This window comes from Brevundimonas sp. TSRC1-1, from assembly GCF_049898245.1.
GTDB classification, from domain to species: Bacteria; Pseudomonadota; Alphaproteobacteria; order Caulobacterales; family Caulobacteraceae; genus Brevundimonas; species Brevundimonas mediterranea_A.
The window spans coordinates 733915-746905 of sequence record NZ_JAFCXI010000001.1 but is presented as its reverse complement, the minus strand read 5'-3'; the positions used below and the strand labels follow the sequence as shown (position 1 = coordinate 746905).

Sequence of the window (12991 nt, the reverse complement as noted above, 5' to 3'; positions counted from 1 at the left end):
AGCCCCCTCCAAAATGAAAAGGCCCGCCGTCAGGCGGGCCTTTTCTTTGCTGTGCCCCAGGACTCAAGCGGCGGTGGCGGCGATCCTTGCGGGACGGACGGGCGCCTGGTCCAGCCGCTCCATCAGATAGGCCAGGTCGTCGCGGAGGACGTTCGGCCGCTGGGTCAGGAACCGTTCCAACATGCGCTGGCGGAAAACCTCGCTCGCCGTATCCACCCCCTCGGCCGACAGGGCGCGCCAGGTGTCGACCCCCGCGCGGAAGGCCTGGAACAGCCGTGGCGGCAGGCCGGCCCGATCATAGATCGCCTTTAGCCCGAGAGGTCCTGCATCATGGATCATCAGCCAGGCCCGGTGATGCGGCGTGTTGGCCAACTCGGCCAGACCATGCTCGAACATCGCCATCTGTCCCCGCGCCAGGCCGCGCAGCAACAGCGAGGCGTTCAAGGCCTTGCGCAGATTCAACTGCGCCATGAAGGCGCCCAGGTCCGCGCTGCTCGCGGCCTGATCCACCAGATCGACCGTGGCGCGCTCGCGTGCGTACTGAGCCAGGCGAATGGCGGTCTCGGGCGCCATCGCATGCCGCGAGACCAGATGCTCGCGCACCGTCTCGCTGGCCAGTTCGATCAGGCGCTCGGTGATATGCAGCGGCAGCACCTGGCGATAGGCGACGGATGTCACCACCTCGGCCGAGTCCGGAAAACGATCGACGATCGCCCCCAGGGCGCGTTCCGACAGGTCTGCGTTATCATTGGCCGCCAGGGCTCTGACCGCCTGTTCACAGCCTTCGTCCGCCAGCGCCTGGGCCACGTCGCGCGACACGCGCGGTCGACCGGCGACGGCGACCTGACGCAAGGCCGCGCCCCCGCGCACGATCTCGATCAGGTCTTCGTCGCTGAAGGCCGGCGAAGCGCCGATGATCGGCAGGGCGATGCTGTCCACGTCCGCCGCCAGCCGGCGGGCGATGTCATTGGGGATCAGGTCCGATGCCTTCAGCGTCACGGCCATGGCCCGACGCACCAGTTCGGCCGCGTCATTGGCCAGCAGCCGCACGATCTTCTGCGCCGCCTGCCGGTCCCGGTCGTCCAGATCGGCGCGATCCATATTGCGGCACAGCTTGTGCGCCGCCTCCGCGCGTTCATCGTCATCGGCCGCCTTCACCAGGCGCTGGATGTCCATTTCGGTCAGTCGGGCGCGGTGGGCGGTCATGGACGGCTCGTCAGGGAATCGGGCGTGTCCGATATCATGAGACTGCCATGCTTAACGGTCGGTTTACTATGGAGAGACCGGACGGCGGTCAGGTCGATTCCCCGCCATTCGGCGAAAAGGCGCCGCCGAAGCCGCTTCCGCTCGATCCGTCCTGGCCCAGAAGCAGGGCCAGGATGCCCTGATCCTGCTTCAGCCGATCCATCCGCGCCGCCAGAACCTGATCGCGATCGCTCAATTCCGGCATTGGGAACCGCGTATCCCCCGCCCCGGCCGCCGGCGCGCCGTCGCCCGCCGAGCGTTGCAGATTGGCATGGACCTCCGAAACCGTGGCCGCCCGCCCGTTCTTGTAGAAGATGCTGCGGTTGGCCCGGGCCGCATCGGGGAACAGGGCGACGGCGCTGGCGCCCGGGTTGCGGTCCAGGGCGTTCATCAGACTGGCCGCGCCCGCCGGCCCCAGGAAATGGGCGGCGTACAGATCGCCGGCGCCGGGCTCCTTGCCGGTGCGGCCGCGCAGATAGGCGGCGTTGGACGCCGTCAGCTCCGCCGCCATGACCGAGGCGGCGTGCGGATCGAATCTCAGGTCCAGCACCACATTTCGCGCCGATCCCTCCACCCGCCAGCGTCCGTCGGTCCCCCGGTGGATCAGATCGGCGTACTGGCCGTAGCCGTGCTGGGCGCCATGCTGTTTGACCGTCCCCAGCCAGGTCTGTTCAATGAACTGGAACAGGCCTGCCGCCGATGAGGTGGGCGCCTTGGCCGACGGGTTCATGGCGCTCTCGCGCCGCGCCGTCTTGACCAGGAAGTCGTAATCGACTCCCACGGCGGTCGAGGCGCGCTGGATGGCCGCCTCTACCCCGCCGGAAGATGGAATCGCTCTGATGCCCATGACAAGCGGAGGGTCGTCGAACGTGGTTAATCAACCGTTAATCGTTAACGACAGCGTTAACAGCCGAGCCATGATCGACGTTTGTCGAACCGCGTATCTTCGCCGCAAAGCCGCCACAACCTGAGCGCTCACTTTCTGTTACGGGCGCTGCGGGGGCGGTGAACGAGGGAGTGCAGTCATGATGATCCGTGCCGCCGGGGGTCCCGGCGCCGTCAGCCCCATCGACTTCGGGGAACGCAAGAAACCACTGCCGCGCTGGATGTGGGCGGCCATCGGCCTGTCGGTCCTGGCCCATGTCGGCGCCGGCGTGGTGCTCTATAACCAGCGGTTCCAGTTGAAGGCGCCCGACGTCGCTCCGCCGGCGCCGCCGCCGACCATCGTCACCCTGGACCTGCCGCGTCCGAAACCCCTGCCGAAGGTCGAGGCTAAGGCGCCGCCCGCGCCGCAAAATCCGACCCACAAGCCGCCGGTGGTCTTCCCGACGACGGAGCCCTCGCCCTTCGCCGCGCCGGACGTCCCTGTCGTCGACGCGACCCCGGGTCTGGTCGTCAGCACGGCCCCGACCGGCGTCCAAGGCGGCACGGCGACGACGGAAACGCCGATCCGCGCCGTCTCGGTCATCAACAACCCGACCTGGGCCAGCCGTCCGTCGGCGGCGCAGATGGCGCGGGCCTATCCGACGCGCGCGGCCGAGAATGGCCTGTCAGGCTCCGCGAGCCTCTCTTGCGTCGTGCGCATCGACGGCGGCCTGACCGCCTGCCGCGTCGCTGGCGAAACCCCGAACGGCCAGGGCTTCGGTCGGGCGGCCATGAGCCTGACGCGGGACTTCCGCATGAACCCCCGCACGGTCGACGGCCGCGCGGTGGACGGGGCGACGGTCAACTTCACCGTCCGTTTCGCGATGGCGGACTAGAACCGTCGAGGATCGAGGGCGCGGGCCGCAGGCGACGGCGCCCGCCCCTCGATCGCATCGGCCACGACGGCCCCGACCATCGGCGCCAGCAGCCAGCCGTTGCGACGCGGCGCCAGGGCCAGAAACAGACCTGCGCCGTCCGGCGCCGGGCCCGCCATCGGCAACCCGTCCGGCGAGGCCCCGCGCACCCCGGCGCGCCATTCGATGTCCAGCGGTTCGGGCGAGCGCCCCAGCACCCGCCAGGCCGCCTCAAGCAGGCGTTCGCCCACAGCCGCGTCGGGTACGGTGTCGCGGCGTCCCGGCTCCATCGTCGCGCCTATGACCGCTCCGCCGGTCATAGGCGCCACATAGGCCCCCGGCCCGCGCAAGGCATGGGACGCCAGATCCGCCTTGGCCACCCCGATCTGCCCCCGGATCGGCTGGACGTCCTCGACCAAGGTCCGCGTCGCCTCCGGCGAACCCGAAATCGCGTCGCCGGCTCCTGTCGCCAGCACGACCGCCGAGGCCGTCAGCGTCCGATCGTCCAGTTCGATGGTCCAGCCGTCGGACTGGGCGGTCAGCCGAACCACGCGGCCCTGGATGATCCCGTCGCCGAGCGCGGCGTGCAGGGCCGCCATCGCCTGTTCCGGCTGGATCTGGCCATCCTCGTCCGTGATCACCCGATCGCCGTCGCGGCGGGCTTCGAAACCCAGGGCCATCAGCCGCGCCGCCATGGCGTCCACGTCTCCGCCGCGCCATTCGGCCGGACGCCGCGCGAAGGCCACGCCGGACGCCTGGGCGAAGGCGGGCCACAGATCGCGTCCCGCACGCAGAAGCGCCGCCCGGTCCGGCGAGACATCGTCGATCGCCGCCTCCATGGCCGGCGCCACCATGCCCGCCGCCACCCGCGAGGCGTTGGGTCCGCCGGGGTCGACCACCGTCACCCTATGGCCGCGTCGCGTCAGCTCGAAGGCCGTACTCAGGCCCAGCACGCCGGCGCCGATGATCACTATGGCAGGGGAAGACATCACCACGTCCAGATCGACCCGCGAGGCCCGGAATGCAAGCGGCCCCGCCCGGACCTTTCGTCCTAGCTGCGGCGCTTCGCCCGCATTGGTTCAGACTGCGCCCAGCACGCGGTTCACATGGGCCATCTTGCGGCCGGGACGGGCCTCGGCCTTGCCGTACAGGTGCAGGCGTTCGTCCGACTTGCCGGCCAGGGCGCGCCACTGCTCGACCTCGTCGCCCAGCAGGTTCTTCATCTCGACGCGGGCATGAGCCGCCGTCGGCCCCAGAGGCCATCCGGCCACCGCGCGGATATGTTGTTCGAACTGGTCGCAGACGCAGCCGTCCTGGGTCCAGTGGCCGGTGTTGTGGACGCGCGGCGCGATCTCGTTGACCAGCAGGACGTCGTCGCCGCCCGGAACCGGAATATCGAAAAGTTCGACCCCCAGGACCCCGACATAGTCCAGCCCGTCCAGGATGGCTTCGGCGATGGCGCGGGCGCGAACCTGGGTCTTCTCGTCCACCGTGGCCGGCGCCAGGGTGGTGCGCAGCACCCCGCCCTCATGCCGGTTCTCGCCCAGCGGATAGACCGCCATATGGCCGTCCCAGTCGCGGGCGGCGATCACCGACAGTTCGCGCACGAAGCTCGCCCTGGCCTCCAGAATGGCCGGGCGGCCGCCCAGGCTTTCCAGCGCGGCGGGGGCCTCCTCCAGAGTGCGGATCCAGACCTGGCCCTTGCCGTCATAGCCTTCGCGGCGAGTCTTCAGCAGGGCGGGCAGACCCAGGGTCGTCAGGCCGAGGACCAGATCGTCCAGCGTATCGACTACGGCGAACTCGACCGTCGGGGCGCCGACGGCGTTCAGGAAGGTCTTTTCCTCCACCCGGTCCTGCGACACGCGCAGGGCGGTCGGTCCGGGCGCGACCAGGGCGCCGGCCTCGGCCAGCCGTTCGATGGAGGCGGCGGGCACGTTCTCGAACTCGAAGGTCACGACGTCGGCGGCCCGGCCCAGGGCCGTCAGGGCCTCGGGGTCGTCATAGGCGGCGACGATCTGGGCGGTGGAGACCCGGCCCGCCGGGCTGTCGGGCTCCGGATCCAGGATGACCACGTCGAAGCCCAGGCGTGCAGCCGCCTGGCTCAGCATCCGGCCCAGTTGGCCGCCGCCGAGAATGCCGAGGGTCGAACCGGGGGGGAGCGGAAGCGTGGGCACTCAGTCCTCGACGGTTTCGGCGACGGAATCCGTCAGGGCGGCGCGGAAGGCGGCCAGACGCGCCGCCAGGGCTTCGTCCGACAAGGCCAGGATCTGGGCGGCCAGTATGCCGGCGTTGGCCGCGCCCGCCTCGCCGATCGCCAGGGTGGCGACCGGAACCCCGGCGGGCATCTGCACGATGGACAACAGACTATCCATGCCCTTCAGGGCCTTGGACTGGACCGGCACGCCCAGCACCGGCAGTTCGGTCATCGAAGCGGCCATGCCCGGCAGGTGGGCGGCGCCCCCGGCCCCGGCGATGATGACCTTGAAACCGGCCGCCTTGGCGCCGGTCGAAAACTCGACGAGGCGTTGGGGGGTGCGGTGCGCGCTGACGACCTTGGCCGTCCAGGCGACGCCCAACTGATCCAGTTTGTCGGCGGCCAGCTTCATCGTCGGCCAGTCGGACCGACTGCCCATGATGATCGCCACCGGCGTTGCGGAAGTCGCCATATCTTCAAGGCCCCTCGCGGAAAGGCCGCCCGTTACAGCACGCGGCGGACGCCCGCAACCGATACAGGCCGTGTTTACGGCGGGTTTCGCTACGGCCCCGCCTTCAATCTCGGCCGTTCAGCCTCTAACATCCGCTTATCGCGCGTCCGGTTGAGTCGCGCCGCCGGAGCCAGCCTGCGCCGTGACCGACGTGGCCGAACACGACCTGACCGCCGAGATCGCGCGCCTGCGCGCCGAGCTGGACGCCTGGAAACAGCGCGCCGCTGCGGCCGAGGCGGCGGCCGACCACGACGTCCTGACCCCGGCCCTGAACCGCCGCGGCTTCGTCGCCGCCCTGCAGCGGACCATGGCCTATTGCCAGCGCCACGGCGTGCCGGCGGTGCTGCTTTATCTGGATATGGACGGATTCAAGGGGGTCAACGACCGGCTGGGCCACGCCGCGGGCGACGCGGCCCTGGTGGCGGTGGCGCGGATGCTGCTGGGCCATCTGCGCGAATCGGACGCCGTAGGCCGCCTGGGCGGCGACGAATTCGCTTTGCTGATGCTGAACGCCGGCGTCGATGAAGGCCGGGCCAAGGCGCGCCAGCTGGCCGAGGCGCTGAAGACCGAGGGCTTCGTCTGGAATGGCCAGCAGACCGCGCTGGGCGGCTCGTTCGGCGTCCGCGCCTGGGACGGCCACACCGACCCCGAAATCTGGCTGACCGAGGCCGACGCCGCCATGTGGGTGCGCAAGAAGGGGCGCTGAGGCCCCTTCCCCGCCTTGCCTCTTATAGCGGCAGCCGCAACTGAACGCCGCCCATATGGCTGTCGGCGTGTTCGCCGTACCGGCCGCGATAGGCGATCGTCACCTTGACGGGCCCCAGCGACCCTTCGACCCCGGCCGAGGCCAGGAACTGGCCGCCGAACGGATCCTCGACCTCCCGCTCCAGCACCTGCGCCGGGTTGTTGTAGAGGCCGACGCGCACCGGGTCGGAACTGTCGTCCAGGGCGTCGCGATAACCGCCCTCGGCGAACAGGCCGAACCCGCCCATCTCCGCCTCGGCCCGCAGCGCCACCTCGCCGCTGATCGCCTTCATCTCGCGATCCTCATATTCGTACTGGGCGGCGACGCCCTGCTCCCAATAGCCGTCGACGTCGCTGGTCGCCCAGGTCACGGCCGCACGCGGCGACAGGGCCACTCCCCCCATGTCGAACCACATCCCGCCCTGCAGCCGAGCGCCCGTGCTGAAGGCGCGGGTCTCGGCCGTGTGGACGATGGGCGCCAGGCTGGTGGTGCGCTCGATGTCGTCGATATTGTCGCGCGCCACCCCGACCGCCGCATTGACGAACAGGTCGCCTGAGCGCCAGCCGCCATACAGATCCAGGCCGAAACTCTCGACGTTGAAGGTCAGGGCCTGGCTCTCGACATCGGTCTTGCGCGCCGTGCCGGCCATGCCGAACCGCCAGTTCGCCGACGGTCCCGCCTCAAGCGCGATCCGACCGCCCCAGCCGTCGCTGGACGACTCGGTGACCGAATGGCGCGCGTCCGTGTCCACGCTGTCGACCATGGCCGAGGCGGTGACCGCCACGCCGGCCTCCCAGGCTTCACGACCCGACAGGGCCTCGCTGGCTGCATCCAGGGCGTCCTCGCGGTGCCGGAAGGTGGTCTCGCCCTGCAGAGCCGCCTGGGACCCGATGTCGCCATAGTAGAGGTAGTCGGTCGCCAGACGGGCGATGATCTGGTGCCCGGCTGCGGTGGGATGGACCCCGTCGAAGTAGAAATAGCTGTTCGGGTTCGAACAGACCGTCACCCCGTTGAAACAGGCCTGGGTCACGTTGGTGATGCCGAACTGACCCGGATCGGCGGCCAGTGTGTCGCCGATCTTGAACAGGTCCATCAGGATGATGTTGCTGCCGGGCCGCGCGGCGGCCGTTGTGTTCAAGCCCGTCAGCAGGGCCGTATTGAAGGTCGTCACCGCATAGTCGGCGAGGGGCGCGGCCGTCGTGCCCCGGAACTGCGGCGTCAGGCTGAGCTTGGGCAGGTTGGTAACCAGTATGGTCCCCGCCCCCGCGCCGGCGACGCTGTTGACCAGGCTGTTGATGTTGGCGGCGGCCGACGTCGCGACCGGAGTGATGGCGCCGACCGGGCTTGCCGATGCGCCGGCGGCGGGCAGGCCCTGGAAGATGTCGTTGGCGCCGCCCAGGACGCTGACCAGGTCATTGGACCCGAAGGTCCCGCCCCGGCTGGTGTAGGCGGCCAGCTGGGTCAACATGCCCGGCGGAGGGCCGGCCGAGGCGTCGGTGCGAGCGCCGCCGAAGGCGTAGTTGATGCTGCCGCTGACGGAGCCGGTGAAATTGACGGCGTTGAAGCCCAGCAGTTCGGTGAAGACCGGACCGGTGGAGAATCGTCCCTGGTAGTAGGGCGGGCTGGGCGGCTGCGTCCCGCCCGAAGCCAGATACAGATTGCCGTTGTCGCTCAGGCTGTCGCCGAACACGACCAGGCGGTTGTAGGTCTGGGCCGAGGCCGAGCCCGCAAAGGCGCAGGCGGCGACGACCAGGGCGGCGACGGCGCCGCCGGTGAGATAGCGTGACATTTATTTCCTCCCACAGCCGTCGTGTATCGCGGCCGTTACTCGGGAGGATGCGCCACTCTGCGGCGAGCGCAAGATGCCGTTACGTCAGTCTTCGGAAGATAACGGGTCGTTCCGTCAATGCAGGGTGCGGAACTTCAGCGTCCCCGGCACGGTCTTCAACGTCCGCAGGGCCTCGGGATCATAGTCCCGGTCCACGTCGGTGATGACATAGCCGGTGCGCTCATCGGTCTTCAGATGCTGACCCAGGATGTTCAGCCCCGCCGCCGCCAAGGCCCGGTTCAGCTCGGCCAACACGCCCGGCTGGTTCTTGTGGATGTGCAGGATGCGGTGCGCGCCCGACACCTCGGCCAGTTGCACGTTCGGCAGATTGACGCTGAAGGTCGTGTCGCCCCGGTTCAGATAGCCCAGCAGACGCTCGGCCGCGAACTCGGCGATGGCCTCCTGCGCCTCCTCGGTCGAGCCGCCGATGTGCGGGGTCAGGATCATGTTCTTCATCCCCTGCAGCGGGCTCTCGAACGGGTCCGAATTGGTGCGCGGCTCCTCGGGGAAGACGTCCACCGCCGCACCCGCGACCCGGCCCGAGCCCATGGCCTGGGCCAGGGCGCCGACATCGACCACATGGCCCCGCGACAGGTTCAGGAACAGCGCCCCCTCCTTCATCCGGGCGAACTGGGCCGCGCCGAAGATGTTGGAATTCTCGCGACGCCCATCGACGTGCAGAGTGACGACGTCGCTCTCGGCCAGCAGGGCGTCCAGCGACCGCATCCGTCGCGCATTGCCCAGAGCCAGTCGTTCCGACAGGTCGTAGAACAGCACCCGCATGCCCAGGTTCTCGGCCAGGACCGACAACTGGCTGCCGATGGCGCCATAGCCGACGATGCCCAGGGTCTTGCCGCGCAGTTCCTTCGACCCCGTCGCCGACTTGTTCCACTGGCCCACGTGCATGGCGGCCGACTTGTCCACCACGTCGCGCATCAGGACGATCATCAGACCGATGGCCAGTTCCACGACCGAGCGGGTGTTCGAATAGGGGGCGTTGAACACCGCCACGCCGTGATCGGAGGCGGCGTCCAGATCGATCTGGTTGGTGCCGATGCAGAAGGCGGCGACGGCCATCAGCCGATCAGCCTCTTCCAGCACCCGACGGCTGACCGTGGTCTTGGAGCGGATGCCCAGGACATGCACGCCCTTGATGGCGGCGATCAGGTCGTCCTCATCCAGGGCGCCCTTCACCGTTTCCACCGAATAACCGGCCTCCTCCAGCCGTTCGACGGCGGCAGGGTGGATGTTCTCAAGCAGCAGCATCTTCATCCGGCTGCGCGGGAAGGACCAGCGGCCGACCAGGCCTTCGGCGTGCAGCACCTCGTCCAGGGATGCGGCCTCGGCGTCGGCGACCTCGACCACCGACGGACGGCGCGCGACCTCGGTGAAGGCGTAGAAGACGTCGGCGGCCCCGGCCAGCTTGACCTCGGCGTCGTTCCAGCCGTCGCCGACCATGACGACCCGACCCGACAGCTTCAGGGCGTGGATGACGGCCGGCTTGCCGTCGGCCTGGGACAGGGGATTGGCGTCATCGACACCCGTCACCCGGTCGTCGGTGTCATAGACCAGGTCGTTACACAGCACCCGGTCAGGCGAGACGCCCAGCATCTCGGCCACCGGCGCGATCACCTCGCGGAAGCCGCCGGACAGGATGACCACCTTGCCCTTGTGCTGCTGGAAGAAGTTCAGGTTGCGCCGCACCGAGGCGGTCAGGTGATCCGGCGCCGTCTCGGCCAGGGTCGCGATATGGGCGCGGGTCAGGGGCAGCAGGGCCAGACGGCGGCGCAGCGCCTCGCCGAATGCGATTTCACCGGACATGGCCCTGTCTGTCAGATCTGCGATCTGAGCCCGGAGCTGATCCGCCTCGGGCGATCCCGCCAGGGCGATATCGGCCAGGGCTTCCAGGGTCTCGAACCCGACCAGGGTCGAATCGAAGTCGAAGATCAGTGTGGGGCGCGCGCTCATGGGCGGGGTCTTAGCCGCCTTCGCCCTCGCAGCAAAGCCGAGCCTTGCTGATGAACAGGCTCAGTTTCGCTTAAACCTTGCCGTCCGCCGCGAAATTCGTCGCGGCGGACGGCAAGAAATATCAGAAGCGCGCGATACGGCGCACGTGGCTGTCGGGGCGACGGCTTTCCAGCACGGCCGCGCCCACAGCGGCGGCGATGGTGGCCACCGCCAGCAAGGCCCCGCCTTCACGGGCATGATCACGGGCATAGGCGCCGGCGTCGTCGGCATAACGGCGGGCCGCCTTGCCATGCTTCTTCAGCGCCTTCCTGGAGCCTTTACGAGTGGAGCGGAACCATTCGTCCGCCCGGCCCCGCGCATCATGCGCCGCGTCAGCTGCACGATGGCGCGCCTCGCGGGAGAAGTCTCCGGCCCGCTCGCCCGCGTCTTCGGCCCGATGACGGAAGGCGTCGACGGCGTCGTGGAAACGGTCGCGCAGATCTTCCGTGTCCACCCATCCGCGCGGATCGATACGGGTCTTGATGCGCTGATAGCGCGTCGGTCCGCTGCGCTGGGTCAGATACAGGACCACGGCGGCGCCGGCCGCAAGGGCGACGAGGCTGCCGGCGGTGACGCCCGGATGTTTGCGGACTTCGGCCAGGGCGCTGAAATTACGGACCATGGGATAGTGAACCTCTTCATCGAGGCCGTCCTCGGTCGGGTCATAGAGCCCGTCGTCATACGGCCGATAGGCGGAACGGCGGTCCCGCATCAAAGATGGAGCGAACCGCGCCAGAAGAGGTTCCGCAATCCCCGGCAAAGCTGAGTAGAAAGACGCGATGACGCGCCCTCCCCCGCCGACCGTGATCTCGCGGATCGGATGGGTGGCGCAATACAGGATGGTGTCGGCGACCACATGGGTCGCATAGACCGGCTGGGGATTATGCACCGCCTGGCCGGTCAGGTTGCGGGCGTGACGGCTGTAGGGGGTATCGATCGCGCCGGGCTTGACCAGGCTGACGGTTACGGGCGCCTGTTCGCGCAACAGTTCGATCCGCAGGGCGTTGGTGAACCCCTTCACCGCATGTTTGGACGCCGCATAGACGCCCTGCACCGGCAGCGGCAGGTCCGACAGGATCGAGCCGACATTGATGATCGCCCCGCCGCCCGGCCGCGTCCGCAGATGCTCCGCCGCCGCCAGAGACCCATTGACCACGCCCCAATAGTTGGTCTCGAACAGGCGGCGCTGATCCTCCAGCCTCGTCTCGCGGATCGACCCGAACATCCCGACCCCGGCGTTGTTGACCCAGGTGTCGAAGCCGCCGAACAGCCGCACGCATTTCTCGACCGCCGCCTTCAACGCCTCGGGATCGGCCACGTCGGCAACGGCCCAGGCCACGCGCGCCCCTTGGGCCTGCAACTCCTCGCACAAGGCCCGCAAGTCCCGTTCGCCCCGCGCGATCAGAAACACCCGGGCGCCGGCCCGCGCCGCCCGCCGCACCGTCGCCAGCCCCACGCCCGAGGTCGCGCCGGTGACGACGATGGACTGCTCGCCCAGGGGCTTCAGCACAGGTTTCGCGCTCATCGACCGTTCCTCGCTTCCAGACCTCGACAATTTCTCGAGGTTTTTCCGGATTTGTCGAGGCGGATTCTACAGGTTTTTCGAGGCCTGCGCGCGGGTTTGCGGGCCGCCGCGCCGGCGCGCAAATTCGTCCCCGATCATCGTCCCCCTTATCAAGGCGGCTCAGGGCGCCTAAATAGCCGCGATCCCGAAATGACGCCGTTCAAGGACCTTGCCGTGACCGATCACGCGCCTCAATCCGCCGTTTCCGACGATCTGGCCGCCGCCTTCCAGATCGAGGGCTGGCCTGTGCGCGGCCGTCTGGTCCGGCTGGGCGCGACCATCGACAAGATCCTGGCCGCCCACGCCTATCCCGAGCCTGTCGCCGCCCTGCTGGGCGAGGCCTGCGCGCTTGCCGCCCTGATCGGCTCCAGCCTGAAGTTCGACGGCCGCCTGATGGTCCAGGCCCAGGGCGACGGCCCGGTGCGCTATGTCGTCGCCGACTATGGCACCGACGGCACGCTGCGCGGCTACTGCCGCTATGACGAGGCCGAGGTGGCCGAGGCGTCCCAGGGCTTCGCTCGTCCCGGCGCCCAGACCCTGCTGGGCCAGGGCGTCTTCGTCATGACCCTGGATCGCGGCCCCGATTTCGAACGCACCCAGGGGATCACGCCCATAGAGGGCGAAAGCCTGTCGCTTTGCGCCGAACACTATTTCCAGCAGTCCGAACAGGTTCCGACCAAGGTGCGCCTGGCCGTCGGCGAGGTCCTGACCGAGGCGGGTTCGCAGTGGCGCGCCGGCGGGGCGATGATCCAGATCATCGCCGGCGACGAGGCGCGAGGCTCCACCGAAGAGGTCTGGGACCGCACCCGCGCCCTGTTCGGCACCCTGGGCGACGACGAACTGATCGACCCGACCATCTCGCCTGAGACCCTGCTGTTCCGCCTGTTCCACGAAGACGGCGTGCGGCTGGAGGGCGCACGGGCGCTGACGGCCGTCTGTCGTTGCTCCAGGGACCGTATCGCCTCGGTTCTGGCCTCTTTCGACCCCGCCGAACGCGCCGACATGATCGAGGACGACGGCAAGATCCGCGTCACCTGCGAATACTGCGCCACCGTCTACGCCCTGGAGCCGGACGAGATCGTCGCCGAACAGATCTGAATGGAAAAGGGGCGGCCGATC

Annotated in this window: 11 protein-coding genes; 3 read left to right on the top strand and 8 right to left on the bottom strand. The window is 68.9% G+C overall.

The annotated features are described in order from the left end of the window. Positions 1-63 precede the first annotated feature (63 nt). Both ACP7CK_RS03760 and ACP7CK_RS03755 read right to left on the bottom strand, forming a co-directional pair. Complete coding sequence (locus ACP7CK_RS03760) at positions 64-1206, bottom strand: DUF2336 domain-containing protein (protein WP_183195740.1); 1143 nt, start codon at positions 1204-1206, stop codon at positions 64-66. Between the two features lie 88 nt (positions 1207-1294). Continuing rightward, complete coding sequence (locus tag ACP7CK_RS03755) at positions 1295-2092, bottom strand: transglycosylase SLT domain-containing protein (protein ID WP_008258820.1); 798 nt, start codon at positions 2090-2092, stop codon at positions 1295-1297. A 178-nt stretch (positions 2093-2270) separates the two neighbouring features. On the opposite strand from ACP7CK_RS03755, the gene ACP7CK_RS03750 reads away from it, so the two are divergent. Next, positions 2271-3005, top strand: coding sequence for a TonB family protein (locus tag ACP7CK_RS03750; RefSeq protein WP_040349396.1), 735 nt, complete (start codon positions 2271-2273; stop codon positions 3003-3005). Here the strand turns inward: ACP7CK_RS03750 and ACP7CK_RS03745 are convergent. The 3 genes from ACP7CK_RS03745 to purE all read right to left on the bottom strand — a co-directional run bounded on the left by ACP7CK_RS03745 (position 3002) and on the right by purE (position 5689). Beyond that, positions 3002-4012 carry an NAD(P)/FAD-dependent oxidoreductase gene (locus tag ACP7CK_RS03745; protein ID WP_426025158.1) on the bottom strand — a complete coding sequence of 337 codons (1011 nt, stop codon included), beginning with the start codon at positions 4010-4012 and terminating at the stop codon, positions 3002-3004. The genes ACP7CK_RS03750 and ACP7CK_RS03745 overlap by 4 nt on opposite strands. A 90-nt stretch (positions 4013-4102) precedes the next feature. After that, a complete protein-coding gene (locus ACP7CK_RS03740; protein ID WP_426025157.1) occupies positions 4103-5197 on the bottom strand; it encodes a 5-(carboxyamino)imidazole ribonucleotide synthase in 1095 nt (364 codons plus the stop codon). After that, positions 5198-5689, bottom strand: coding sequence for a 5-(carboxyamino)imidazole ribonucleotide mutase (gene purE, locus ACP7CK_RS03735; RefSeq protein ID WP_008263824.1), 492 nt, complete (start codon positions 5687-5689; stop codon positions 5198-5200). Positions 5690-5870: 181 nt separating this feature from the next. Between purE and ACP7CK_RS03730 the strand changes: the two genes are divergently transcribed. Further along, positions 5871-6434: a GGDEF domain-containing protein gene (locus ACP7CK_RS03730; protein WP_426025156.1), complete on the top strand. Its 564-nt coding sequence runs from the start codon at positions 5871-5873 to the stop codon at positions 6432-6434. Positions 6435-6456: 22 nt separating this feature from the next. Here ACP7CK_RS03730 and ACP7CK_RS03725 read toward each other — a convergent pair whose 3' ends face one another. The 3 genes from ACP7CK_RS03725 to ACP7CK_RS03715 form a co-directional block, all read right to left on the bottom strand. Then, the gene (locus tag ACP7CK_RS03725) at positions 6457-8262 is read right to left on the bottom strand and encodes an autotransporter domain-containing protein (protein ID WP_426025155.1); all 1806 of its coding nucleotides are present in this window, start codon (positions 8260-8262) and stop codon (positions 6457-6459) included. Positions 8263-8376: 114 nt separating this feature from the next. After that, positions 8377-10269 carry a phosphoglycerate dehydrogenase gene (gene serA, locus ACP7CK_RS03720; protein ID WP_426025154.1) on the bottom strand — a complete coding sequence of 631 codons (1893 nt, stop codon included), beginning with the start codon at positions 10267-10269 and terminating at the stop codon, positions 8377-8379. A 121-nt stretch (positions 10270-10390) separates the two neighbouring features. Next, a complete protein-coding gene (locus tag ACP7CK_RS03715) occupies positions 10391-11833 on the bottom strand; it encodes an SDR family oxidoreductase (RefSeq protein WP_292148198.1) in 1443 nt (480 codons plus the stop codon). A 213-nt stretch (positions 11834-12046) separates the two neighbouring features. Here ACP7CK_RS03715 and ACP7CK_RS03710 point away from each other — a divergent pair, with 213 nt between their 5' ends. After that, positions 12047-12970, top strand: a complete 924-nt coding sequence (locus ACP7CK_RS03710; protein WP_426025153.1) for an Hsp33 family molecular chaperone — start codon at positions 12047-12049, stop codon at positions 12968-12970. Positions 12971-12991: the final 21 nt, after the last annotated feature.

Coding starts and splice junctions, on each gene's coding strand:
- ACP7CK_RS03760 (WP_183195740.1), bottom strand. CDS start 1,206: ATGACCGCCCACCGCGCCCGACTGACCGAAATGGACATCCAGCGCCTG.
- ACP7CK_RS03755 (WP_008258820.1), bottom strand. CDS start 2,092: ATGGGCATCAGAGCGATTCCATCTTCCGGCGGGGTAGAGGCGGCCATC.
- ACP7CK_RS03750 (WP_040349396.1), top strand. CDS start 2,271: ATGATGATCCGTGCCGCCGGGGGTCCCGGCGCCGTCAGCCCCATCGAC.
- ACP7CK_RS03745 (WP_426025158.1), bottom strand. CDS start 4,012: ATGTCTTCCCCTGCCATAGTGATCATCGGCGCCGGCGTGCTGGGCCTG.
- purE (WP_008263824.1), bottom strand. CDS start 5,689: ATGGCGACTTCCGCAACGCCGGTGGCGATCATCATGGGCAGTCGGTCC.
- ACP7CK_RS03725 (WP_426025155.1), bottom strand. CDS start 8,262: ATGTCACGCTATCTCACCGGCGGCGCCGTCGCCGCCCTGGTCGTCGCC.
- serA (WP_426025154.1), bottom strand. CDS start 10,269: ATGAGCGCGCGCCCCACACTGATCTTCGACTTCGATTCGACCCTGGTC.
- ACP7CK_RS03715 (WP_292148198.1), bottom strand. CDS start 11,833: ATGAGCGCGAAACCTGTGCTGAAGCCCCTGGGCGAGCAGTCCATCGTC.